Below are 23188 nucleotides of genomic sequence, written 5' to 3'. Positions count from 1 at the left end.
CGGAGATCGTGCTGGATGAAAACCTGGATTGGAGGAGCCGTGCTGCTGGCATGCACGACCATGGCGAGCGCGGCAACGCCGGCGCAGCTGCAGGACCTGGATGCGACCGTCGAGCGCGTGCGCGCACAGTTCGACGTGCCCGGCATCGCCGTGGCCGTGGTCAAGGACGGCCAGGTGGTGCTGGAGCGTGGCTGGGGCGTGCGTGAACAGGGCCGGCCGGACCCGGTGCAGGCCGACACCCTGTTCGCCATCGCGTCCAACACCAAGGCCTTCACCGCCACCTCGCTGAACCTGCTGGCCGAGGACGGCAAGCTGAAGATGGACGACAAGGTGATCGACCACCTGCCGTCGTTCCGCATGTCCGACCCCTTCGTGACCGGGCAGATGACGATCCGTGACCTGCTCTCGCACCGCAGCGGGCTGAGCCTGGGCGCCGGCGACCTGCTGTTCTGGCCGACCACCTCCTACAGCAATGCCGAAGTGGTGGAGCGGTTGGGCAGAGTGCCGCTGAAGGGCGGTTTCCGTGAAAGCTATGCGTACGACAACATCCTGTACGCGGTCGCCCAGCAGGTGATCGAGCATGTCTCTGGCATGAGCTACCAACAGTTCCTGCAGACCCGCATCTTCGACAAGGTGGGCATGGCCGGCACGCGCTACAACGCCGATCACCTGAAGCCCGGCGACAAGGCCGCGGTCGGCCACGCCAAGTACGATTTCAAGGACCTGCGCACCGTTGCGCCGCTGACCTGGTCGAACAACGCCGGCGCCGGTGGCATCTATTCCAGCGCGCATGACATGGCGCGCTGGATGAAGGTGCAGCTGGCCGAAGGCAAACTGGCCGATGGCACGCCGCTGTTCAGTGAAAAGAGCCAGCAGCAGATGTGGCGGATGATCACGCCGCAGTCGATCCCGGCGCCAAGCGTGCCGGAGCTGGCACCGGCGCGAGCCAATTTCGCCGGCTATGGCGAAGGCTGGAGCCTGAGCGATTACCGTGGGCAGAAGCTGGTCTGGCACACCGGTGGCTGGCCGGGCATGGTCTCGAGGCTGACCCTGGTGCCGGGCGAGAAGCTGGGCGTGGTGGTGCTGACCAACCAGGAAGTGGGCGCGGCGTTCAACGCGATCACCCTGAGCGTACTCGATGCCTACCTGGGCGGCGAGAAGCACGACTGGGTGGATGCCTATGCCAAGGCCGTGGCCAAGGGCCAGGACAAGGCCGATGAAGCCTGGGCCAAGCACCAGGCCGCGCGTGACAAGCGCAGCACGCCGTCGCTGGCGCTGGCCGGTTACACCGGCACGTTCCGCGACCGCTGGTATGGCGACATGCAGGTCAGCAGCGAGGGCAAAGGCCTGCGCCTGCGCTTTGCGAAGACCGCGCAGCTGAGTGGGCGCCTGGAGCACTGGCAGCACGACACCTTCATCGTGCGCTGGGATGATCGTTCGCTCAACGCCGATGCGTTCGTGAACTTCAGCCTGGACCCGGACGGCAAGGTGCGCGAGGTGCGCATGCAGCCGATCTCCGACCTGACTGATTTCAGTTTCGATTTCCAGGACCTGCTGTTCACTCCGGCAACGTAAGGGGTAGTGCCGGCCGCTGGCCGGCATCCTCGCGATGTTTGCGGCGATCATGGGATTGCCGGCCAGCGGCCGGCATTACCGGCGCCGCGGCATCGTCGGCCGGCGTACACATGCGGCGTGGGATACTCCGCCGGCTAATGTTGGCGAGGGAATGCAATGTTCCGTTGGTTTGAATCCCTGATTCCGGTGTTCCCGCCCGTGGACGGGCGCATGCCACCACGCAGGGTGCTGCCGTTCTACCTGCACTACCTGCGCCCGGTATGGCCGGTGCTGCTGGCCACGCTCATCGCCGGGCTGCTGCTGGCGCTGGTGGAAGTGGCAATGTTCGATTACCTGGGCCGCATCGTCGACATGGTCGCCGAGCAGCCGGGCGCCGACTTCTTCAAGCGCCACGCCAATGAACTGGGCTGGATGCTGTTCATCACGGTCATCGCGCGGCCGATCCTGGTCGGCCTGCATAACCTGCTGGTCAACCAGGCCATCGTGCCCGGCCTGAGCAACCGCTCGCGCTGGCTGATGCACAACTACGTGGTGCGGCAGAGCCTGAGCTTCTTCCAGAACGACTTCGCTGGCAGCGTGGCCAACCGGGTGATGCAGACCGGTACCTCGCTGCGCGAGTCCGCGGTGCAGATGGTCGATTCGCTCTGGTACATCGTGGTTTACACCGGCACCGCGCTGTACCTGTTCGCGCAGGCCGACTGGCGCCTGATGGTGCCGCTGATCCTGTGGCTGCTGGCCTACGCGGTGATCCTGGCCTACTTCGTGCCGCGCGCGAAGCAGCGGGCATGGATCGCCTCGGAGGCACGTTCCAAGGCCATGGGCCGCATCGTCGATGGCTACACCAACATCCCGACGTTGAAGCTGTTCGCCCACGGTGGCCGCGAGCAGGCCTACGTGGCCGAGTCGATCCAGGAACTGGCGGTCAAGCACCGCGCGCAGACCCGCATCACCACCGGCATGGACCTGACCATCGCCATCGTCAACGGCTTCCTGATCGCCGGTACCTGCGGGCTGGCGCTGTGGCTGTGGAATGGCGGGCACATCACTGTGGGCGCGATCACCCTGGCCACCGGCCTGGTGATCCGCATCCACAACATGTCCGGCTGGATCATGTGGACCATCAACGGCATCTTCGAGGACATCGGCACGGTGCAGGATGGCATCACGACCATCGCCCAGCCGCTGACCGTGCAGGACCGCGACGATGCGGTGCCGCTGCGGGTGACCCGTGGCAGCGTGCACTTCCAGGACATCCATTTCCACTACGGCAAGAAGGGCGGCGTGATCGCCGGCCTGGATCTGCTGGTCAAGCCGGGCGAGAAGATCGGCCTGGTCGGTCCTTCCGGTGCGGGCAAGTCGACCCTGGTGAACGTGCTGCTGCGCCTGTACGACCTGGAAAGCGGCCGCATCCTGATCGACGACCAGGACATTGCCTACGTTACGCAGGAAAGCCTGCGCCAGCAGATCGGCGTAGTCACCCAGGACACCTCGCTGCTGCATCGCTCGATCCGCGACAACCTGCTGTACGGCCGCCCGGATGCCAGCGACGAGCAACTGCACGCGGCCGTGGCCAAGGCGCGTGCGGCCAGCTTCATCGACACACTGGTGGACGGGCAGGGCCGGCGCGGCTACGACGCGCATGTCGGCGAGCGTGGCGTGAAGCTGTCCGGTGGCCAGCGCCAGCGCATCGCCATTGCCCGCGTACTGCTGAAGGACGCACCAATCCTGGTGCTGGACGAAGCGACCTCGGCGCTGGATTCGGAAGTGGAAGCGGCCATCCAGGACAGCCTGGACGAACTGATGGGTGGCAAGACGGTGATCGCGATCGCGCACCGGCTGTCGACCATCGCGCGCATGGACCGGCTGGTGGTGATGGACCAGGGCCGCATCGTCGAGACCGGCACCCATGCGGAACTGATTGCGGCTGGTGGCCTGTACGCGCGCTTGTGGGCGCGGCAGACCGGTGGTTTTGTCGCGGCCGACCAATGATCGCTGTGGGGTCAGCGCCCTCGCTGCGAGAGGGATCCGACCCCGGTCCTGTATCCCTTGGGGTCGGATCCCTTTCCTAAGGAAAGGGCTCTGACCCCTGCGTGCTTCTGGAGACCTGAATGATCTGCCCCCTACGTTCTCTGCTGCTGGTGCTCGCGCTGGGCATGAGCACTGCAACCGCGACGGCCGCAGATGAACTGCTGCAGCAGGTCGTCCTGCTCAGCCGCCACAACCTGCGCGCGCCGGTGGTGGCATCGGGCGCGCTCGCCAATGCGACGCCCGAGACGTGGCCGCGCTGGGACGTGGGTGCAGGCGAGCTGACCACCAAGGGCGGTGTGCTGGAGCTCTACGTGGGCCGCTACATGGGCCAGTGGCTGCGGCAGGCGCAGCTGCTACCGGCAACAGGCTGCCCGCAGCCGGGCGACTTCCACGCGCACGCCAACAGCCTGCAGCGTACCCAGGCCACCGCAGAGTTCTTCGTTGCCGGTGCCTTCCCGGGTTGCCATGTTGCGATCGAGCAGCGCATGGCGCTGGGCACGATGGATCCCTTGTTCAATCCGGTGATCCATAACGGAGACACGGCCTTCCGCAAGCGCGCGCTGTTGGCAATGCAGCAAGCGCTGGCCGCATCGGATCTGGCGCCAGCAACGTCCGTGCTGGAGCAGATCACCCGATACCCGCAGTCGGCGGCGTGTACCGGCCGCAGCGACTGCCATCTGGTTCTGTCCGACACCACGTTCAGTGCGGAACCGGGCAACGAGCCTCGCGCTTCGGGTTCACTGGCGCTGGCCAGCGGACTGGTCGATGCGCTGCTGATGGAGCACTACCAGGGAAGTGGCATTCCGCGCGAAGGCTGGGGCCGCTTGAACAACGAGGCGCAATGGAAGGCGCTGGCGCAGATCCGCAACCGCTACCAGGACATCCTGTTCGGAACGCCCGAGGTCGCGCGGGATGTGGCCGGACCGCTGCTGGCACGCGTGGATGTGCTGTTGAACGATCAGGCGTCGCCGAAGGTGAGCCTGCTGGTCGGTCACGATTCCAATATCGGTTCGTTGCTGGCGGCGTTGGGAATCAGCGACTACAGCCTGCCGGGGCAGTACGAGAAGACGCCGATCGGCGGCCTGCTGCAGTTCGAGCGCTGGCGTGACCGCCACAGCGGCGTGGAACGGATTCGCCTCGCCTATGTCTACCCGACCACCGCACAGCTGCGTAACGCACAGCCGCTCACCGAGGCGCAGCCGCCGGGCCGCGTCGCGTTGCGGCTGCCGGGCTGCGCCGCGCGGGGCTGCACCGTCGCGCAATTCCAGCGCCTGCTGCACCCGGCGGCCCGCTGAGGTGCGCCGCTAGCGCAGGGGCGTTCGCACGATGCCGTGCGTGGCCATCAGGGTCAGGTCGCCGCCCAGCCGTGGCGAGTGGAACGGCCCGTGTGCGTGTGCAGCTTCGAACAGGCCGCCATCGGGCGAGCGCAGCCGATAGAACTCGACCCAGCCGCTGGCCTTCAGTGGCAGCTGTGTGACACCGGTGCGTTCGTTGAACCACGCGGGGTCGTTGCTGCCTTCGATCACCCGGCGTGCCAGGCGGTCGATGGCGTGATCCCGGCTGGCATACCAGTCCTGTCCGCGCAGCCGCGCCAGCTCAGCCATCATCACCAGCGGCGCCAATGCGTAATCGTGGTAGTGCAGGGCGCGTTGCCCGCGCGCCATTTCCAGCGGCAGGCTGCCATCGTCCTGGATGTCATCGATGCCCTTCTGGAAGGCCGCGTGGCCGGCCTGCCACAGGGTCTGGTCATCGGTGGCCAGGCCGGTGGCCAGCACGCCCAGGCCGCCCCAGTAGTAGTGGTTGTTGCGCCGCCGCTTCGGGGTGTCCCAGTAGCTCAGATTGGCGCGCGCCAGCTGCTGCAGCCACGGATCGATGCGCGCGCGCTGCTGCGGGTCGGCCTGGTCATGCACCTTCAGGTAGGCCATGGCCACTGCATCGAGCATCCATTGCCGCATGTAGAACGACTGGTCGTTGTTGACCCGGATCATCTGCCCGAGCATCGCGCCGTCCTTCGCCCAGGCGCTGAGCCAAGCCAACGTGCACTGCGCAGCGGCACGATCACCGTCCCGCAGGTAGTCGTCGCTCATGCGTGCCACGTCGGCGGCATAGCGGTCCAGTGGCGCGGTGGCATCGTGGTTCTGCTGGCGCAGTGTCGGGTCGATCACCGACCCGGCCTTGTCGGTGTAGTAGCCCAGGGCACGGATGTCCGGCTGGCCAGCGGGTGGCGGAGGGCAGGCAGCAAAGGAACAGGCACTGGCCAGCAGCGCGGGTAGCAATGCAAGACGGAACAGGGGGAGAGACATGGAAGCCGGTTGAAGGGGGAACCCGGCGAACGATGCGCCCGGGCATGTTGCGAGTGCGTGATGCAGTCGCACCTCCCACCACCGCATGTAGAAACGGCCCGGGTCTCCCCGGGCCGTTCCGTTTCCATCTCACACCCAACCAATCATTCGATCGGTTGGTCCAGCATCAGCTGGCGTGCGAAGCGCACCGGAGGTGCGCCGTAGGACAGTACCTGGTCGTGGTAGGCCTTCAGGTTGAACTTGTCGCCCAGCTTCTCCTGTACCGCCTTGCGGGTGTCGAAGTGTTCCTGCGCACCGACGAAGTAGGTCGGCAGCTGCGCCGACGTCAGCTGTGCGCGCACCCACTTGCCGGCTGCTTCGCTTTCCTGCTGGAACGCGTCGTGGGTCATCAGGTGCATCGCCTTTTCGCGATCCCAGTTGTCCACGTGCACGCCCTGGTCGAGGATCGCGTTGGAGATCGTGCGCAGGTAGAACTTCAGCTGCACCAGGTGGAACAGTGGGTCGTTGTTGAGGTAACCCTGCTCCTGCATCATGCGCTCGGTGTAGACCGCCCAGCCTTCGGCAAACAGGCCCGAACGCAGCACCGCACGCAGGGTGGAGGGGAACTTGGCCGAATGCCAGCCTTCCAGGTAGTGGCCCGGGGTGCCTTCGTGGATGCTGAGCAGGTGGATCATGCGCGAGTTGTATTCACGCAGGAACGAGTCGACCTGCTTCTCGTTCCAGTCGTCCGGAATTGGCGACACGGCGTAGAAGGTCTTCAGGTTCTTGTCCAGCGGGCCCGGCGAATCGCAGTAGGCCACAGCCACGCCACGCTGGAATTCCGGCATCAGGATGATGTCCACCGGTGCGTCGGGCAGGGTCACCAGGTCGTGCTCGCGGACGAAGGCGGTGGACTGCTCCAGCGCGGCCTTGGCATCGTCGACTACCTTGTCGCGTGCCGGCTTGTCGGCGTAGGCCAGTTCCAGTGCGGCCTCGATCGCCTTCTGCTGCTGCTCGTCGGTCGGCTGGGCCGGCATCTCCGGCGCGCCCGGCTTGTCCTTCAGCACGGTCTGCGCGATGCCGTACATGTCCTCGCGCACGCGCTTGAGCTCGGCACGTGCACGCTCACCGATCTCCTGGCGCGACAGCGAGGAGCTCAGCGCGAACTTCAACTTCTGGTCGTACTTTTCCGCGCCGATGCGGAAGTCGCCCTTGGCGTTCGGCACCAGGGTCTTGTCCAGCCAGGTCTGCTGCTCGTCCACCGCCTTCTTCAGGCCGTCGATGGCGGCCTGCAGGCGCTGCTGGTCGGCCTGCGGCAGTTCGCCGATGTGCGGGGTGATGAAGGTATCGACGATGCTGAGGATGCCCTTGTTCTGCTTGGCCACCGTCTCGGCATGGATCTTCGGCACGCGTGCCGGGTCCAGGTTCTCACGGGCCTGGGCGAAGATCGCCGGCAGCTTTTCCATGCGCGCGGTGGCCGACTTCAGGCGCTCCGGCAGCGGTGCGAATTCGCGCGCCATCAGGCCGTAGATCGCGCTGCCGGCGATGCCGTTGTACAGCTGCGGGTCCCACTTGCCGGACTGCAGCACTTCGGCGTTCCAGATTTCCGACTGCAGCTGGTTGCGCAGGATTGCCGCGTCCACCTGGTTCTCGCGGCCCAGCTTGGCCACCTCGATCTTGTCCAGCTCGCCCAGCAGCGCCTTGTAGGCGGCCACGGTCTTCTGCTGGCCGGCGGCGCTCAGGTCGTCCAGTTCGCTGTCGTAGCGGTGGTCGCCGATCTGGGTGGCGCTGACCGGCGACAGCTGCATCCAGGTATCCAGGGCGCGCTTGGACAGATCGGCGAAGGCGTCATCGACCGCCGCGTCACCGGGCTGCTGGCTGGAGGCCGGGGTGGAGGCGTTGGTCGGGGCGTCGGCCGGCTGGCAACCGGCGAGGGCGGCGACCAGGGCGAGGGCAAGAAGATGCGGGCGCATCGGCGTTCCTGTACGGGGTCAAACCCCGAGCATAGGGCCCCGGGGCTGCTTTGTCCCCGTGCCATAGGATTACCATGGGTGCAGACACGGACCCTCCAACGGAGCGCAGGACATGGACTACCAGGGAAGCTGCCATTGCGGCAGGATCGCATTCACCGTACAGGCGCAGGCGCCTATCAGCGATGTCATCGACTGCAACTGCTCGATGTGCCGGCGCCGAGGCAGCCTGCTGTGGTTTGCCCCGCGCGAGGCGTTCCAGCTGATCACCGATCCGGCGGATGTGGCCACCTACCATTTCAACAAGGCCCACATCGACCATCACCATTGCCGTGAGTGCGGCATTGCCCCCTACAGCGAAGCGGTGGACCCGCGCACCGGCACGCCGATGGTGGCGGTGAACGTGCGCTGCGTACCGCAGGTGGATCTGGCCGGTCTTTCGGTGACCTCCTACGACGGAGCCGCACTGTGAGGCCGGTGTGCGCGTGGACGCGCAGGGCCGCGATGCCGGTGCTGCTGCTGGCGCTGGCAGCGTGCGGACAGCATGGCGACGTCGCGGCCGATGCCGGAGGCGGTGCCGAAGCCGCGGTCGCTTCGCCGGAAGGTGCGTTCCTGGCCTACGAGCATGACGTGCAGATACAGCTGGACGCTGCGCAGATCGCACCACGCATCCAGCAGGTGGCGCAGGCCTGCCAAAGCGCGAAGTTCGGCGATTGTGCGGTGCTGCAGGTTGATCAGCGCAGTGGCGAGCAGCCCAGCGGCGAGGTCAAGGTCCGCATTGCACCGAAGGGCACCGAGCCGTTGATCACCATGGCGGGTGAAGGCGGCAAGCTGCAATCGCGCAGCACGCGCGCCGAAGACCTCGCACAGCAGGTGGCCGACACCGCATTGACCAAGGCGCGGCTGGAGAAGGAACACGCGCGGCTGCTGTCCTACCAGGACCGTAAGGACCTGAAAATTGAAGACCTGATGGCGATCACCACGCGCCTTTCTGAGATCGAAGCCGGTGTCGAGCAGGCCAACAAGGATTCGGCGCAGCAGCGCCGGCGCATCGATACCCAGCTGGTGACCCTGCACTTCGGCACCACCTCCGGGCAGCGCAGTCGCAGTGAGATCGGTGAGGCACTGAGCCAATCGGGCAGCATCCTCAGCACCAGCATCGCGTTCCTGATCCGCGCGGCGGCCGCATTGCTGCCGGTCGCGGTACTGGCGTTGATCGCAGGATGGGGGGTGCGGGCGTGGTGGCGTCGTCGCCGTCGCAAGGCGTGATCGAACGATGCGCCCGCCGGTCGTGGACCGGTGTTACCGGGCAGGTGGAAGGTAGCGCCGGGCCACGGCCGGCGAAGCCTCACCCCTCGTCGGTCTCGTACTCGACGAACACATCCAGTTCCAGTGCGAGTTCCTGCACCGCATCGCGCACTTTCTGCGCGGTGCTTTCGTTGCCGACTTCCACTTCCAGTTCGTGGATGCCGGGGCCGATGTCATCGGACAGTCCGGCCGAACTGGAATCGTCGTCGTCCATGTGCGGCATCAGGTCGTCGGTTTCCTCGACATGCTCGATGCCCTCCAGGCCGAGCAGCAGATCGCTGATGGCGCGGGCGTCGTCTTCGGTTCCGGTGATGCGCAGTCGTAGCATGGCCATGGCGTAGGTACGTTGTGGGGTTGCCTGCAGCCTAGCCAGCGTGAAGCAAAGAGCGGGTGAGGGCGCAGTCAGCCGCGCGTGGCCGGGCGTCCCAGCAGGCTGTCCGGCAGCGCGGGGATGGGCGTGCGCTCGTCCTGCGCCTGCTCCAGCAGCCAGTCGATGAACAGGCGTGCTGCGGGGCTTGGCGGTTGTCCTTCGGCATGCACCACGTGATAGGCGTAGCGCGCCTTCAGCGCGGGGCCGGGCAATCGCACCACTTCGTAGCGCTGCAGGTAGGGCTGGGCGATGTGGGTGCGCGCCAGCACCGCGCCCATGCCGTACACCGCCGCGCGCATCGCATCGGTGCTGTCGGCAAAGGTGTGCATCGGTGGCAGCGGCGACGGTGGGCGCACGCCGGCGTGGCGGAACCAGTCGCGCCAGCCCTGTGGTGACAGATCGGTCAGCAGCGGCAACCCGGCGATGCGCGCCGGATCGACCAGTGTTTCGACCCCGGGCAATGCCGGCGAGGCCACCGGGAACAGGTAGTCGTCCATCAGGTGCTGTGCACGCAGGCCCGGCCACTGGCCCAGGCCGTAGCGGATGCCGACCTCCGGCCCGTTGTCGTCATAGCGATCCAGGCCGCTGCCGGTGTGCAGCTCGATGCGGATGTGCGGATGGGCCTGGGTGAAGCGGGGCAGTCGCGGCAGCAGCCAGCAGTAGGAAAGCGAACGCAGCGTGGTGATCCGCAGCGGGACGCTGTCGGCATCCGGCTGCAGGTGATGGGCGACCGCCGCGACATCGGTGAAGGCGGCGCTGGCGGCGTCGGCCAACTGCCGGCCCTCGGCGGTCAGGCGCACGCCACGGGCATGGCGCAGGAACAGCCGGGTCTCCAGTACCTCTTCCAGGCGCCGCACATGGTGGCTGACCGCGCTGGCGGTCAGGTGCAGTTCCTGCGCGGCCTGGGCGAAGTTCTGGTGGCGCGCGGCGACCGCGAACACGGCCAGTGCGGGGAGCAGGGAAGGGCGTAGCTGCATGTCGAGCCTCAAACCATATTTGTGGCTGGCAGCGATACTACGCGCTTGTGCGGCAGGCGTCTGCGCCCGATCCTGTCCGCCCTGGCGAGGAAGAGACGATGGACGGAGGCAAAGCATGAATGCGGTCCCACAGGCGGCCGAGCGCGACTGGCGCACGCCGCTGGAATTGACCCTGCTGGGCGCCATCTGGGGCTGCTCGTTCCTGTTCATGCGGGTGGCGGTGCCCTCGTTCGGCCCGTTCGCGCTGGTGGAGGTCCGGTTGGTGCTGGGCGCGCTGGTCCTGCTGCCGTTCCTGTGGCGCACCCGCGCGCAGTTCCCGCCGCGGCGTTGGCTGTGGCTGGCGCCGATCGGGCTGATCAATTCGGCGCTGCCGTTCGTGCTGTTTGCCTATGCGGCGGAGCAGGCGCCGGCGGCGATCGGCGCGATCTGCAATGCGATGACCGTGCTGTTCGCCGCGCTGATCGCCTTCCTGTTCTTCGGCGAGAAGATAGGCATGCGCCGCGCCGGCGCCTTGCTGGTTGGTTTCGCCGGCGTGGTGGTGCTGGCCACCGCCAAGGTTTCCGGCCTGAGCATCGGTACCGCGGTGATCGCCGGCGCTGCGGCGTCGTTGCTGTACGGGCTGGGCGTGAACCTGGTGAAGCGCCACATGACCGGTCTGCCGTCAGCGGCGGCGGCGGCAGCCACGCTGTCGTGTGCCTCGCTGTGGATGCTGCCGATGGCGGTGAGCCACTGGCCGCAGGCGGCGATTCCGCTCAAGGCTTGGGGCGCGGCGATCGCGCTGGGCGTGGCCTGCACCGGCTTGGCGTTCCTGATGTTCTATCGCCTGATCGGCCGCATCGGCCCGTCACGCGCCTCGACGGTGACCTACCTGATTCCGCTGTTCGGCGCCGCGTTTGCGTGGATGTTCCTGGGCGAGGCGGTGACGGTGCAGATGCTGATTGCCGGTGCGTTGATTCTGGGTAGCGTGGCGGTGAGTCAGAAGGGCTGAGGCGTTGGCGTTTTGCGCGTGGCGCGTGCTGAAGGTGCTTCTGTGTTCATGGGCGTCACTTTTCTTTTCGCGCGAAAAGAAAAGTAACCAAAAGAAACGCGCCGCCAGGTCGCGAGCCGCCGCGCTTCGCACGTCGGTCCCCTGCGCTTCTCGGTGAATCAGGGGACGGTGCCGAACTCGCTGCGCTCAGACATCGGCACCTCTTCGCCCCTGATTCCCCTGCGATGCTCGGCTTGCTCAAGGCGGATTCAAGATCAAGGGCAGAAGCGGTCGCTTCGCTCGCCGGGCCTGGCCCGGCGCTACCCAATATCGTCGTGCAGCTGTGGCCTTTGATCTGGGTCCGCCTTGAGCGAGCCGAGCACCGCAGGTCCGGCGAGGGCGAAGAGGCGCGGGTGTTTGAGCGCAGCGAGTTCCCGCGCCGTCCCTCGACGGGCCGAGGAGCGCAGGGCACCGATGCGCAGCGCGCATCGGCTCGCGGCCGGCGGAACGTTTCTTTTGGTTACTTTTCTTTGCGTACAAAGAAAAGCGACGCCCATGAACACAGAAGCACCTTCAGCACGTGCCACGCGCAGGAAGCCAGGCTCCTACCGCACCGGCACCGGAATATTGCAGAGATCGATATGCCCCGCCGGGCGCTTGTAGAAATCATCCACGCGGTTGCGTCGCGCCTCCACCGTCTCGGCGAACGTCTTCGAATCGGTGCGCAGCACCTGGATCGGTGTGCGCTCGGCCACCGGCACATCGCTGGCGCGGCGGATCGACACGATCGGCGTGCGCAGCGTCGGGTCGGTGTAGAAGCCCATCGGTGCCGGGCCGCGCGGGATCGCGCTGAGCAGCTCCATGCCCTTCAGCACGCGACCGACCAGGGTGATGTTGCGGTCCAGCTGGCGCGGCGACTGGCCGGTCACTACGTACAGTTCGGCACCGATGCTGCTGTCCTCCTCGTTGCTGCGGCCGGCGCCGAGCATGCCGTAGCAGTGCGTCAGCCAGGCCTTGCCGGCCTGCGGGTCCTGGCCGACCGGGAAGCCGTCGACGAAACCGGTCTGTGCCGCCCAGCCGTCGCGATCCGGCAGCACGCTCACCTTCAGGCCGGCGCTGGCACGTTCGAACTCGGCCGGCAGCTTGCGCGCCGCACTGCCGAACGGCTTGGCCTTGGCCGCGTCATCGGCGTCGGCATCACCGAATTGCACCACGAAGTTGTCCTGCGAGCGGTAGATGCTGGTGCCGTCCCAGAAGTGCTCATGCGCGAAGGTCTGGATGTTGGCCACGTGCCGCGGGGCGAACTGCGGCGCCAGCTCGATGATCACCCGCCCGGCGGGCAGGTCCATGTAGAGCAGGTTGGCCGGGTCCGGGGTGCGCCAGTCGCTGGCGGCCGAGGCGTCGAGGATCTGCTGCGGGCTGCGGTACGGGGTGGCGGCGCTGGCCAGCGAAGGCAGCAGGCAGGCCAGTGCGAGGGCGGTGAGGGCAAGGCGACGACGGTGCGGCATGGGATCCCCGGAACATGAACGAGGCTTCGATTCTGCGCGAGCGGCCTGGTCTCGCCAACCGGCACGATGACTAACGACACATTCGCTATACCGAACTTCGCACTACTGTGGACTTCAACGTAGTGGAGGGCAGGTCATGGTCGAAGACGATGTCCACCTGAAGAAGTTCCAGAAGGAGCTGAGCGCCGGAACGGTGTCGCTGGCCCTGCTGGCGGTGCTGGCCCGGGCCGGGGAGCCGCTGTACGGCTACCTCATTGCCAAGGAGCTGGAGCGGGTGGGCGAGGGCGTGCTGAGCGGCAAGCAGAGCGCGCTGTACCCGGTGCTGCGCAACCTGGAGGGCGCCGGCCTGCTGGAAAGCCACGTGGAGCCGTCCAGCAGCGGTCCGCCGCGCCGCTACTACCGCATCAATGAGCGTGGCCGCGAAGTGCTGGCGCAGTGGCGCCAGGCCTGGCAGGCCACCCGCGATTCCGTCGATTCCGTGTTGGAGGGGGTACCACAATGAACGACCCGAGCCTGGCAGGCCGCGCCCTGCCCACCACCATCCCGCAGTACCTGGCGCAGCTGCGCGCGGCGCTGGAAGGCGCCGACCCGGCGATGGTGCAGGACGCGCTGTACGACGCCGAGGAGTACCTGCGCTCGGAGCTGGCCGCGCAGCCCGGCCGCAGCGAAGCCGGGGTGATCGCTGATGTGGCCGGCAGCTACGGTGCGCCGGACGAAGTGGCCGAGATCTACCGCGAGACCGAAGTGACGGTGAACCGCGCGCTGCGTACGCCGCGTGCGGATACCGCGCCGGTGCTGCGTGCGGCGGCGGAAGCCAGTGGCGTCGAGCCGGCCTCACCGCCGCCGGCGCCGGTGCAGCGTTCGTTGCTGGCGCGCTTCTTCGGCGTGGTGACCGATCCGCACACCTACGGTGCGCTGTTCTACATGCTGCTGTCGCTGGCCACCGGCATCTTCTTCTTCACCTGGGTGGTAACCGGCCTGTCATTGTCGCTGGGCCTGCTGATCCTGATCATCGGTATTCCGCTGACCGTGCTGTTCTTCGGCTCGGTGCGCGGGCTGGCGCTGCTGGAAGGGCGGCTGGTGGAAGCGCTGCTGGGCGAGCGCATGCCGCGCCGTCCGCGTTACACCGACCGCAGCCGCACCTGGCTGCAGCGCATCGGCGACATGTTCACCGACGGCCGCACCTGGCTGACGCTGCTGTACTTCGTGTTGATGCTGCCGCTGGGCGTCATCTACTTCACCATCGCGGTGACGTTGCTGTCGCTGTCGCTGGGACTGATCTGGGCGCCGGTGGCGGCGATCTTCAGTGGCGAGATTCCGGGCGTGTACGTCGATGGCGTGAATGTACTGCCGATGGCGGCATCGCCGCTGGTGGCGATCGCGGTCGCTGCGGTGGGCGTACTGCTGTTGCTGTTGACGATGCACCTGGCGCGCGGCATCGGCAAGCTGCATGGGTTGATCGCCAAGAACCTGCTGGTGCGGCTGTAAGCGGCAGGGGTCGGATCCCTGTTCGCAGAACAGGGCTCTGATCGCGGATCCGACCCCGGGCTTCTGGGCAGAGCGGGGGACTACCCCGCCTTGCGCCGCAACGGGGTGACGTTGCTCTTCTTCTTCGTCGCCTTCGCCGCCGGTGCTTCGGCATGGGCGGCGAAGAAGTCGCGCACCTTCGGGTACACCACCTCGCGCCAGCGGCGGCCGCTGAAGATGCCGTAATGGCCGGCACCTTCGACGATGAAATGCTCGCGACGGTCAGCGCTGATGCCGGTGCACAGCGCCTGCGCAGCTTCGGTCTGGCCGAGGCCGGCGATGTCGTCCAGCTCGCCTTCGATGCTCAGCAGGGCGGTGTCACGGATCGCCGACGGATCGACCTTCTCGCCATTGACCACCCACTCGCCACGCGGCAGCAGGAAGTCCTGGAACACCACGCGGATGGTGTCCAGGTAGTACTTGGCCGGCATGTCCAGCACCGCGTTGTACTCGTCGTAGAAGCGACGGTGCGCATCGGCGTCTTCCAGGTCGCCCTTGACCAGGTCGGTGTAGAAATCCCAGTGCGAGCTGAAGTGGCGGCTGGGGTTCATCGACAGGAAGCCGGCGTGCTGCAGGAAGCCCGGGTAGACGCGGCGACCGGCGCCGGGGTAACTGGCCGGCACCGTGTGGATGACGTTGTTCTCGAACCACGACAGCGGGTTCTGCGTGGCCAGGTTGTTCACTGCGGTGGGGCTGCAGCGCGCGTCGATCGGGCCACCCATCATCACCAGCGTGCGCGGCGTCGGTTCGCCACGGCTGGCCATCAGAGAAACTGCGGCCAGCACCGGTACGGTCGGCTGGCACACGCTCACCACATGCAGGCGCTCAACGCCGAGGTGGCGGATGAATTCCTGGATGTAGGCAATATAGTCGTCCAGGCCGAATTCGCCCTCGCTGGCCGGCACCATGCGCGCGTCGACCCAGTCGGTCACGTACACGCGGTGGTCGCGCAGCAGCGTGCGCACGGTATCGCGCAGCAGCGTGGCGTGGTGGCCGGACAACGGCGCCACCACCAGCACGAACGGCTGGTTGAGCATCGTGTGCAGCTGGTCGGCTTCATTGCTGTGGCGCTTGAAGCGCAGCAGCTTGCAGAAAGGCTTGCTCACTTCCTCATGCACCACGATCGGCACGCGCTCGCCGTCGACCTCGATTTCGTTGATGCCCCATTCGGGCTTCTCGTAATCCTTGCCGATGCGATGGAACAGTTCATTGACGGCCGCCAGGCGATCAGCGCCGGGCATCTGCGACCACCAGTGGCCCTGGTTGGTGAAGAAGCGGGCGTTGGCCTGGGCCTGGTGCACCCAGGGGGCGAGCAGGTTGCGGGTCAGTTCGTGCAGTTGATAGAGCATGCCGACCGAATATGTATGGTCATATGTTGCCGCGCAGCATATCCCATCCAGGTGTCCCGCAGGTTAAGCGGGGCAAAAAAAATGAATCCGGATTCACATCCGTTCCAGCGCCGCCGCTTCGCCGGCCAGTTCCGGGCCCAGCCACAGGTGCGAGCCGACCGGCTGCAGGCCGTGGCGGCCCAGCTCGCGCCGGTACCAGCGCGCCGGACGGGCCTGGAAGCCCTCGTGGTCGCCGTCGAATTCATCCTCGGCGGCGAAGGTCTCCAGGAAGGCCACGCCACCGGTCAGCTCGGCCACGCCGGCCAGGCCGGCGTGCAGCTCGCGGTTGGGCACGTAATGCATCACGTCCGAGCACACCAGCAGGTCGACCGGGGCGCAGGGCCGCAGCCAGGCGAAATCACCGAAGGCGGCCAGGTGCAGGTTGCGGGTTCGACCGTAGCGGCGCACAGCGTACTCGCTGCTGTCGAAGCCCAGGTATTCGACCTTCGGACGCAGCTTCAGCAACGGCGCACGCCAGGCGCCTTCGCCGCAGCCGATGTCCAGCACGCTGCGGATCGGCCGCTCCAGGTAGTACTCGGCACTGGCTACGGCCAAGGCGACCTTGCGCGCCAGGCGGGCGCTGCCGCCGATGTCGGCACGGCGGTACCAGCGTTGGAAGTAAGCGGCGTCGTAGGTCTTGTCCATGCAGGCGTCGTGCGGTCGGGAAACGGCGCCTATCGTACGGCGTCGCGGCGCGCCATGCGTCGATCCGTCGCGGCGGCGTCGCGCGGAGAGGATCGGCCATGGCATGCGAGAATGGCCGCCCATCTACGCCAGCCGCCGGAGCAAGCGCATGCAGAGCTACTACTGGGTGAAGACCTTCCACATCGTGTTCGTGGTGGCGTGGATGGCTACGGTGTTCTACCTGCCGCGCATCCTGGTGAACCTGGCCGAGACGGCGGGGCAACCGGCAGTGACCGAGCGCCTGCAGCTGATGGGCCTGCGCCTGTACCGCTTCGGTCATTCGATGTTCGGCCTGGCCTTCCTGCTGGGCCTGGTGCTGTGGCTGGGCTACAGGGTCATCCCGGATTTCCCGACCATGGTCGCGCCGGGCGGCGCCGGCTGGCTGCATGCCAAGCTGGGGCTGGTGGTGCTGCTGCTGGCGTACTTCATCTGGATCGGGCGCCTGCTGAAGGGCGTGGCCAAGGGCAGGGGGTTGCCGTCGTCGCGCGCGCTGCGCTGGATCAACGAGATCCCGCTGCTGGCGTTCATCCCGATCGTCTGGCTGGTGCTGGCCAAGCCGTTCTGACAGTCCGTTATCCGTAGAGCTATGCTTGGCTCTACGGGTTCGCTTGATTCTTCGCCAAAGCAGAAGCATCCACGCATGGCGTGGATCTACTGGGTGCAGCTGTGGCTTTTGATGTTCAGGTCCGCCATGAGCGAGCCGAGCATCGCAGGTGAAACAGGGGCGAAGAGGCGCCGATGTCTGAGCGCAGCGAGTTCGGCGCCGTCCCCTGATTCACCGAGAAGTGCAGGGAACCGGTGCGTGGCACCGGCTCGCGTTCGGCGGCGTGTTCTTTGGTTACTTTCTTGCACGAGCAAGAAAGTAACAAGCCGATGAATCAGGCGGCTTCGTACGTGCCGTAGCTGCGCAGGCGGGTGTAGCGCTGTTCCAGCAGCTGTTCGGTGGAGAGCTTCTCAAGCGCATCCAGCTCGTTCAGCAGCACGGCCTTCAGGCGCTTGGCCATCTGCGTCGGGTTGCGGTGGGCGCCACCGGTCGGCTCGCGCACGACCTTGTCGACCAGGCCCAGGCTCTTCAGGCGCGGAGCGGTCAGGCCCAGCTGCTCGGCAGCATCCTTGGCCTTGCCGGCGTCCTTCCACAGGATCGAGGCGCAGCCTTCCGGGGTGATGGTCGAGTACACCGCATATTCCAGCATCACGGTGCGGTCGCCCACGCCCAGCGCCAGCGCGCCGCCGGAGCCGCCTTCACCGATCACGGTGCAGATGATCGGCACCTTCAGTTCGGCCATCTCGATCAGGTTGCGCGCGATCGCTTCGGACTGGCCGCGCGATTCGGCATCGATACCCGGCCAGGCGCCGGCGGTGTCGATCAGGGTCAGCACCGGCAGGCCGAAACGCTCGGCCATCTTCATCAGGCGCAGGGCCTTGCGGTAGCCCTCCGGCTTGGGCATGCCGAAGTTGCGCTTGATCTTTTCCTTGGTGTCGCGGCCCTTCTGGTGGCCGATCACCATCACGGAACGGCCATTGATGCGGGCCAGGCCGCCCATGATGGCCTTGTCGTCGGCGAAGGCGCGGTCACCGGCCAGCTCCTGGAACTCATCGAACATGACGCGGATGTAGTCGGCGGTATACGGACGCGACGGGTGGCGGGCCAGCTGCAGCACCTGCCACGAGGTCAGGTTGCGGAAGATCTGCGCGGTGCGCATGCGCAGCTTGTCCTGCAGCGCGTGCACTTCCGCCTCGACATTGACCGCCGGCCCGGCACTGGCGTTGCGCAGCTCCTGGATCTTGGCTTCCAGGTCGGCGATGGGTTGCTCGAAGTCGAGGTAGTTCGGATTCATCGGAAGCCGTCGTGTAAAGAAGAGGGGAATTCTAGCCGAATGCGTGCAAACCACCCGTACGCCCTCGTCTGGAAGGCGACGGTAGCGCAGCCGGGCAAAGGGCGCCAGTCAGCTCAGGGCACCACCAGGGCGCTGCGGCCCATCAGCTGGCTGCGCTGGGAGACGAAGTCGTTGTAGGCCTCGTTGGCCTCACGGCCCAGCCCGCTGCCCAGGGGGGCGGTGGCCGAGGTGAAGGCCATCTGCGCGGCGAAGTCCTGCTTGCGCAGGGCCTTCTGTTCATCGGCGGTGGTGGCCTTCAGCCAGCGCGCATAGACTTCGCGCAGCGGCGCCGCATGGGCCTCGAAGGCCGGTACCAGCGCCGGCAGGCTGGCCGGGGCGGGTTCCAGGCGGTAGGCCGGGGCCACGTAGCCGGCCGGCTGCTCGCGCTTGAACGCGCCGGGTTCGCCCATGCCTTCTTCGACGTAGGCGATGAAGTCCGGCGCGGTGAACACCTTGGCCACGATCTGGCCGCCGCTGGCGTCGACGTGGGCCACCACCTTTTCCTTCGGGAAGGGCTCGCGCACGCCGTAGGTCCAGGTCTTGTCGATGAACAGTTCGTGGTGCTTCTCGAACGGACCTTCGAAGTCGACGCCGCCCAGCTCGATGCCGGCCTTGCCGGTGCCGAAGTTCTTCAGCTTGGTCTCGTCGGTGACGTAGATCTCGCGGGCGACCACGTACTCGCTCAGGGTCGGGTTGATCAGTCCGCCGCGGCCATCGACGTAGACGATGAAGCGCACGTCGCCCAGTTTGTCGGTGTGCAGGCGGTGCTCACCGACGGCGAGCGAGATCGGGCGCGAACCCTGTGCGGCCACCGGCAGGTCCTTGCCATCGATGCTCAGCGCCAGCGGCGTGTCGGTCGGGTTGTCGATCTGGAACTCGATCTTCGACGGCGAGCAGGCGGCCAGGGCCAGAGCGGCGGCAAACGGGAACAGCAGGGTCTTCATCGGCAATCGTCCTTGATACTTGGAACGGGGAAACAGGGGTTCAGGAAAACGCGCGAGCCAGCCTCAGCTGGCCCACGGTGGGCTGTAGCGGACTTTCAGCGTGCGCACGGCCGGGTCGGCGCGCAGCGCCTCCATCAGTTTGGAGTCGATGCGCACCGCGCTCTGCCCGGAGACATCGAGCATGCCGGCCACGCCGCCCTGCGGGCCCTTCAGCAGCAGGTCCAGGCGCAGGGGGGTGCGCCCGGGGCGATGGCGGTCGAGCAGGGCATTGACGCGCTCCCATACCGGGCGCTGCTGGCGCAGGTCCAAGCGCAGCGACAGCCGGGTGGCGTAGTTGGCGCAGACTTCGTCGAAGTCCCAGCACTGGCGGATGCGCAGTGCGTAGCCGCCGTTGAACTCGTCCTCGCGCAGGCCGCCCTTGACCACCAGGATGCGGTCCTTGGTCATGAGGTGCCCGAACTCGGCCATCGCGTCGGAGAACGCGCTGCACTCGACGCGGCCGCGCCCATCTTCCAGCTGGATGAAGATCTGGCTCTCGCCCTTGCGGCGCACACCGACCACCTGGCCGGCCAGCACGGTCTGCACTTCCGGGCGCCAGCGCTTTTCGCCGCCGCCACCGCCACCGCTGTTGGCGCTCCAGATCTTCTCCACCGCGCCCAGGTCGTTGCCGACCAGGTCGCGCACGTCGTCGCGCCAGGGATCGAACGGGTGGCCGCTGAGATAGAAGCCCAGCGTGTCGCGCTCGCCGTTCAGGCGCTGCAACAGTGGCCACTCCTCGGCTTCGGGCAGGTCCAGCTGGATCGTGGTCGCGCTCGGGTCCGGGCCACCGAACAGCGAGTTCTGTCCCGAAGCGCGTTCGCGGGCCATCTGGTCGGTGGCCTTGATCACTTCCGGCAGCTGCAGCATCAGCGAGGCACGGTTGCGGCCGAGCTCGTCCAGCGCACCACAGTTGATCATCGCTTCCAGCGTGCGCCGGTTGAGCTTGGCCGAGCCGACGCGGGTGCAGAAGTCGAGCAGGTCCTTGAACGGGCCGCCCTTCAGCCGCTCCTCGACCACCGCCTCGCAGGCACCCTGGCCGACGCCCTTGATCGCACCGAGGCCGTACTGGATGGTGTCCGGGGTGACCGCTTCGAACATGAAGGCCGACTGGTTCACCTTGGGCGGCAGCACGGTCAGGCCAAGGTTGCGCACCTCGTCGAGGAAGCCGACCACCTTGTCGGTGTTGTCCAGGTCGGACGACAGCGTGGCCGCCATGAACTCGGCCGGGTAATGGCGCTTCAGCCACGCGGTCTGGTAGCTGACCAGCGCATAGGCGGCGGCGTGCGACTTGTTGAAGCCGTAGCCGGCGAACTTCTCCATCAGGTCGAAGATCGCATCGGCCTTGGCTTCGTCGACGCCGTCCTTGGCCGCGCCTTCGCGGAAGATCTCGCGGTGCTTGGCCATTTCGGCCGGCACCTTCTTGCCCATCGCACGGCGCAGCAGGTCGGCGCCGCCCAGCGAGTAGCCGCCGACGATCTGCGCCATCTGCATCACCTGCTCCTGGTACACCATGATGCCGTAGGTGTCCTTCAGGATCGCTTCGGTGCGCGGATCGGGATAGATGATTTCTTCCTGGCCGTGCTTGCGCGCGTTGAAGGAAGGAATCAGGTCCATCGGGCCGGGGCGGTACAGCGACACCAGCGCGATCAGGTCCTCGAAGCGGTCGGGGCGCGCATCCTTCAGCAGGCGGCGCATGCCCGAAGATTCGAACTGGAACACCGCGCCGGTATTGCCGTTGGCGAAGATGTCCTTGTAGGTGGGCGTGTCGTCCAGCGGGATCGCGGCGATGTCCACCGGCGGAATGCCGGCGCGCTCATGGCGCTTGTTGATCGCCTTCACCGCCCAGTCGATGATGGTCAGCGTACGCAGGCCGAGGAAGTCGAACTTCACCAGGCCCACTTCTTCCACGTCGTTCTTGTCGAACTGGGTGACCGGGTTCTTGCCCAGCCCGTTCTCGTCGTGCTCGGCGTACAGCGGGCAGAACTCGCTCAGCGGCTCGGGCCCGATCACCACGCCACCGGCATGCTTGCCGGCGTTGCGGGTCAGGTCTTCCAGCTGCAGCGCCAGGTCGATCAGGTCGCGGACATCGTCCTCGGTCTCGTAGCGCTGGATCAGTTCCGGCGAGGCCATTTCCGAGCTGGGGCCTTCCTTGCCCTTGCCCAGTGCATCCTTCAGGTGGATGCCCAGGATGTTCGGGATCAGTTTGGAAACACCATCGACCAGGCCGTACGGGAAGCCGAGCACGCGACCGGAGTCGCGCACCACCGCCTTGGCGGCCATGGTGCCGTAGGTGATGATCTGGCTGACGCGCTCGCGCCCGTACTTGCGTGCGACGTAGTCGATCACCTCGTCGCGGCGGTCCATGCAGAAGTCGATGTCGAAGTCGGGCATCGACACGCGTTCCGGGTTCAGGAAGCGCTCGAACAGCAGGTTGTACGGCAACGGGTCCAGATCGGTGATCTTCAGCGCCCACGCCACCAGCGAACCGGCACCGGAACCACGGCCCGGGCCGATCGGGATGCCCTGGTTCTTGCCCCACTGGATGAAGTCGGCCACGATCAGGAAGTAGCCCGGGAAGCCCATCTTGATGATGGTGTTGAGCTCGAACTCCAGGCGCTCGAAATACTCTTCGCGGGTCTTGCCCGGCGCCAGCGGATTCTTCTCCAGGCGCTCTTCCAGGCCGTCGCGCGACATCTTCTGGATCCAGGTGTCCAGGGTCTCGTCGTCGGGCACCGGGTAGTTGGGCAGGAAGTAGGTGCCCAGCCGCATCTCGATGTTGCAGCGCTCGGCCAGCGCCAGCGTGTTGTCGATCGCATCGGGGATGTCGGCGAACAGCGCGCACATCTCCTCGGCCGACTTCAGGTACTGCTGGTCGCTGTACTCGCGCGGGCGCTTGGGATCGTCCAGCACGCGGCCGGTGGAAATGCACACGCGCGCTTCGTGCGCGCTGAAATCGGTGGGCGACAGGAAGCGCACATCATTGCTGGCCACCACCGGCAGGCCACGCTGGCCGGCCGCCATCAGCGCGAACTGGTTGAAGGTTTCCTCGCCCTCGCGGCCGGTACGGGTCAGTTCCAGGTGCAGGCCGTCGCCGAACACGCGTTGCCAGTCGGCCAGCTGCTGCTCGGCCAGCTCATGCTTGCCGTCCAGCGCCAGGCGCCCGGCCAGGCTCTGCCGGCCGGCCAGCGCGAACAGGTTGGCGTTGCCGGCCTTCAGCCAGTCCGGATGGATGGCCACACCGCCTTCCGGGCGATGGCCTTCCATCCAGGCGCGGGTCAGCAGCCGCGACAGGCTCAGGTAGCCCTCGCGGTCGCGGCACAGCAGGGTCATCCGCCACGGGTCCTGGCCTTCCTCGGCGATCAGCACGTCGGCGCCGGCGATCGGCTTGATGCCCACGCCTTCGGCCGCCTTGTAGAACTTGACCAGGGCGAACAGGTTGTTGAGGTCGGTCACCGCCAATGCGGGCAGGCCGAGTTCCACCGAGCGCGACAGCAGGTTGGCCTGCTTGGCCTTCTTCGGGTCCGCCTGGTCCGGCTTGGCCGGCACACGGATGGTGGAGTCCGCCAGCGAGAACTCGGTGTGGACGTGGAGATGTACGAAGCGGGAGTTGGACATGCCGGACCAGGTTGGAGCGCGCGGGCCCCGGGTGCTGACGGGGAAATCGTCGCCGGGGTCGGGAAGCGCTGGAGTGCCCGGTCAGGGTAGCGAGGGCAGGGGGAGGCGACAAGCTCTTGACATGCCCGG

At 66.8% G+C, this 23188-nt stretch carries 19 protein-coding genes; 9 read left to right on the top strand and 10 right to left on the bottom strand.

The window, feature by feature from the left end:
• The first annotated feature begins 15 nt into the window (after positions 1-15).
• From AC5P8Z_RS02935 to agp, 3 genes are all read left to right on the top strand, one after another.
• A complete protein-coding gene (locus tag AC5P8Z_RS02935) occupies positions 16-1575 on the top strand; it encodes a serine hydrolase (protein WP_286071407.1) in 1560 nt (519 codons plus the stop codon).
• Positions 1576-1731: 156 nt separating this feature from the next.
• Positions 1732-3564: a multidrug efflux ABC transporter SmrA gene (gene smrA / locus AC5P8Z_RS02930; RefSeq protein WP_295565636.1), complete on the top strand. Its 1833-nt coding sequence runs from the start codon at positions 1732-1734 to the stop codon at positions 3562-3564.
• 119 nt (positions 3565-3683) lie between these two features.
• Complete coding sequence (gene agp, locus AC5P8Z_RS02925; RefSeq protein WP_495228030.1) at positions 3684-4898, top strand: bifunctional glucose-1-phosphatase/inositol phosphatase; 1215 nt, start codon at positions 3684-3686, stop codon at positions 4896-4898.
• Between the two features lie 9 nt (positions 4899-4907).
• Here agp and AC5P8Z_RS02920 read toward each other — a convergent pair whose 3' ends face one another.
• Both AC5P8Z_RS02920 and AC5P8Z_RS02915 read right to left on the bottom strand, forming a co-directional pair.
• Positions 4908-5906 (bottom strand): polysaccharide lyase, encoded by a 999-nt coding sequence (locus AC5P8Z_RS02920; protein ID WP_495228029.1) that lies wholly within the window; start codon positions 5904-5906, stop codon positions 4908-4910.
• Positions 5907-6049: 143 nt separating this feature from the next.
• Complete coding sequence (locus AC5P8Z_RS02915; RefSeq protein ID WP_495228028.1) at positions 6050-7858, bottom strand: DUF885 domain-containing protein; 1809 nt, start codon at positions 7856-7858, stop codon at positions 6050-6052.
• Positions 7859-7970: 112 nt separating this feature from the next.
• Here AC5P8Z_RS02915 and AC5P8Z_RS02910 point away from each other — a divergent pair, with 112 nt between their 5' ends.
• Positions 7971-8327, top strand: a complete 357-nt coding sequence (locus tag AC5P8Z_RS02910) for a GFA family protein (RefSeq protein WP_286071412.1) — start codon at positions 7971-7973, stop codon at positions 8325-8327.
• 32 nt (positions 8328-8359) lie between these two features.
• On the top strand, positions 8360-9124 hold the full coding sequence (locus tag AC5P8Z_RS02905) for a DUF4349 domain-containing protein (RefSeq protein WP_495228026.1): 765 nt from the start codon (positions 8360-8362) through the stop codon (positions 9122-9124).
• Positions 9125-9203: 79 nt separating this feature from the next.
• Here AC5P8Z_RS02905 and AC5P8Z_RS02900 read toward each other — a convergent pair whose 3' ends face one another.
• A complete protein-coding gene (locus AC5P8Z_RS02900; protein ID WP_005408721.1) occupies positions 9204-9497 on the bottom strand; it encodes a hypothetical protein in 294 nt (97 codons plus the stop codon).
• A 68-nt stretch (positions 9498-9565) separates the two neighbouring features.
• Positions 9566-10510 carry a LysR substrate-binding domain-containing protein gene (locus tag AC5P8Z_RS02895; RefSeq protein ID WP_295565640.1) on the bottom strand — a complete coding sequence of 315 codons (945 nt, stop codon included), beginning with the start codon at positions 10508-10510 and terminating at the stop codon, positions 9566-9568.
• Positions 10511-10625: 115 nt separating this feature from the next.
• Between AC5P8Z_RS02895 and AC5P8Z_RS02890 the strand changes: the two genes are divergently transcribed.
• Entirely contained in the window at positions 10626-11498 is an 873-nt protein-coding gene (locus AC5P8Z_RS02890) for a DMT family transporter (RefSeq protein ID WP_495228024.1), read from the top strand.
• Positions 11499-12082: 584 nt separating this feature from the next.
• Here AC5P8Z_RS02890 and AC5P8Z_RS02885 read toward each other — a convergent pair.
• Positions 12083-12985, bottom strand: a complete 903-nt coding sequence (locus AC5P8Z_RS02885) for a peptidylprolyl isomerase (protein WP_495228023.1) — start codon at positions 12983-12985, stop codon at positions 12083-12085.
• A gap of 136 nt (positions 12986-13121) precedes the next feature.
• Between AC5P8Z_RS02885 and AC5P8Z_RS02880 the strand changes: the two genes are divergently transcribed.
• Both AC5P8Z_RS02880 and AC5P8Z_RS02875 read left to right on the top strand, forming a co-directional pair.
• A complete protein-coding gene (locus tag AC5P8Z_RS02880) occupies positions 13122-13487 on the top strand; it encodes a PadR family transcriptional regulator (protein ID WP_021203665.1) in 366 nt (121 codons plus the stop codon).
• Positions 13484-14473 carry a sensor domain-containing protein gene (locus AC5P8Z_RS02875; protein ID WP_286071417.1) on the top strand — a complete coding sequence of 330 codons (990 nt, stop codon included), beginning with the start codon at positions 13484-13486 and terminating at the stop codon, positions 14471-14473. The genes AC5P8Z_RS02880 and AC5P8Z_RS02875 overlap by 4 nt, the downstream gene beginning before the upstream one ends.
• An 80-nt stretch (positions 14474-14553) precedes the next feature.
• Here the strand turns inward: AC5P8Z_RS02875 and AC5P8Z_RS02870 are convergent, their stop codons facing one another.
• Together AC5P8Z_RS02870 and AC5P8Z_RS02865 are read right to left on the bottom strand one after the other, a co-directional pair.
• Positions 14554-15861, bottom strand: a complete 1308-nt coding sequence (locus tag AC5P8Z_RS02870; RefSeq protein ID WP_286071418.1) for a polyhydroxyalkanoate depolymerase — start codon at positions 15859-15861, stop codon at positions 14554-14556.
• Positions 15862-15954: 93 nt separating this feature from the next.
• Complete coding sequence (locus AC5P8Z_RS02865; protein ID WP_495228022.1) at positions 15955-16545, bottom strand: class I SAM-dependent DNA methyltransferase; 591 nt, start codon at positions 16543-16545, stop codon at positions 15955-15957.
• A gap of 148 nt (positions 16546-16693) precedes the next feature.
• Between AC5P8Z_RS02865 and AC5P8Z_RS02860 the strand changes: the two genes are divergently transcribed.
• Positions 16694-17149: a CopD family protein gene (locus AC5P8Z_RS02860; RefSeq protein ID WP_286072000.1), complete on the top strand. Its 456-nt coding sequence runs from the start codon at positions 16694-16696 to the stop codon at positions 17147-17149.
• Between the two features lie 313 nt (positions 17150-17462).
• Here the strand turns inward: AC5P8Z_RS02860 and AC5P8Z_RS02855 are convergent, their stop codons facing one another.
• From AC5P8Z_RS02855 to dnaE, 3 genes are all read right to left on the bottom strand, one after another.
• Complete coding sequence (locus AC5P8Z_RS02855; protein ID WP_495228021.1) at positions 17463-18422, bottom strand: acetyl-CoA carboxylase carboxyltransferase subunit alpha; 960 nt, start codon at positions 18420-18422, stop codon at positions 17463-17465.
• 113 nt (positions 18423-18535) lie between these two features.
• The gene (locus tag AC5P8Z_RS02850; RefSeq protein WP_286071421.1) at positions 18536-19405 is read right to left on the bottom strand and encodes a hypothetical protein; all 870 of its coding nucleotides are present in this window, start codon (positions 19403-19405) and stop codon (positions 18536-18538) included.
• A gap of 63 nt (positions 19406-19468) precedes the next feature.
• Positions 19469-23059: a DNA polymerase III subunit alpha gene (gene dnaE / locus AC5P8Z_RS02845; RefSeq protein WP_286071422.1), complete on the bottom strand. Its 3591-nt coding sequence runs from the start codon at positions 23057-23059 to the stop codon at positions 19469-19471.
• Between the last annotated feature and the right edge of the window lie 129 nt (positions 23060-23188).

Source organism: Stenotrophomonas sp. YJH_SMC_17, assembly GCF_059371655.1.
Note: the sequence above shows the minus strand (reverse complement) of the source record. Positions and strands in the feature narration are given on the sequence as shown.

Coding starts and splice junctions, on each gene's coding strand:
- AC5P8Z_RS02895 (WP_295565640.1), bottom strand. CDS start 10,510: ATGCAGCTACGCCCTTCCCTGCTCCCCGCACTGGCCGTGTTCGCGGTC.
- AC5P8Z_RS02865 (WP_495228022.1), bottom strand. CDS start 16,545: ATGGACAAGACCTACGACGCCGCTTACTTCCAACGCTGGTACCGCCGT.
- AC5P8Z_RS02905 (WP_495228026.1), top strand. CDS start 8,360: ATGCCGGTGCTGCTGCTGGCGCTGGCAGCGTGCGGACAGCATGGCGAC.
- AC5P8Z_RS02890 (WP_495228024.1), top strand. CDS start 10,626: ATGAATGCGGTCCCACAGGCGGCCGAGCGCGACTGGCGCACGCCGCTG.
- AC5P8Z_RS02880 (WP_021203665.1), top strand. CDS start 13,122: ATGGTCGAAGACGATGTCCACCTGAAGAAGTTCCAGAAGGAGCTGAGC.
- AC5P8Z_RS02900 (WP_005408721.1), bottom strand. CDS start 9,497: ATGGCCATGCTACGACTGCGCATCACCGGAACCGAAGACGACGCCCGC.
- AC5P8Z_RS02870 (WP_286071418.1), bottom strand. CDS start 15,861: ATGCTCTATCAACTGCACGAACTGACCCGCAACCTGCTCGCCCCCTGG.
- AC5P8Z_RS02885 (WP_495228023.1), bottom strand. CDS start 12,985: ATGCCGCACCGTCGTCGCCTTGCCCTCACCGCCCTCGCACTGGCCTGC.
- dnaE (WP_286071422.1), bottom strand. CDS start 23,059: ATGTCCAACTCCCGCTTCGTACATCTCCACGTCCACACCGAGTTCTCG.
- AC5P8Z_RS02915 (WP_495228028.1), bottom strand. CDS start 7,858: ATGCGCCCGCATCTTCTTGCCCTCGCCCTGGTCGCCGCCCTCGCCGGT.
- AC5P8Z_RS02855 (WP_495228021.1), bottom strand. CDS start 18,422: ATGAATCCGAACTACCTCGACTTCGAGCAACCCATCGCCGACCTGGAA.
- AC5P8Z_RS02860 (WP_286072000.1), top strand. CDS start 16,694: ATGCAGAGCTACTACTGGGTGAAGACCTTCCACATCGTGTTCGTGGTG.
- AC5P8Z_RS02850 (WP_286071421.1), bottom strand. CDS start 19,405: ATGAAGACCCTGCTGTTCCCGTTTGCCGCCGCTCTGGCCCTGGCCGCC.
- AC5P8Z_RS02910 (WP_286071412.1), top strand. CDS start 7,971: ATGGACTACCAGGGAAGCTGCCATTGCGGCAGGATCGCATTCACCGTA.
- agp (WP_495228030.1), top strand. CDS start 3,684: ATGATCTGCCCCCTACGTTCTCTGCTGCTGGTGCTCGCGCTGGGCATG.
- AC5P8Z_RS02875 (WP_286071417.1), top strand. CDS start 13,484: ATGAACGACCCGAGCCTGGCAGGCCGCGCCCTGCCCACCACCATCCCG.
- AC5P8Z_RS02920 (WP_495228029.1), bottom strand. CDS start 5,906: ATGTCTCTCCCCCTGTTCCGTCTTGCATTGCTACCCGCGCTGCTGGCC.
- smrA (WP_295565636.1), top strand. CDS start 1,732: ATGTTCCGTTGGTTTGAATCCCTGATTCCGGTGTTCCCGCCCGTGGAC.
- AC5P8Z_RS02935 (WP_286071407.1), top strand. CDS start 16: ATGAAAACCTGGATTGGAGGAGCCGTGCTGCTGGCATGCACGACCATG.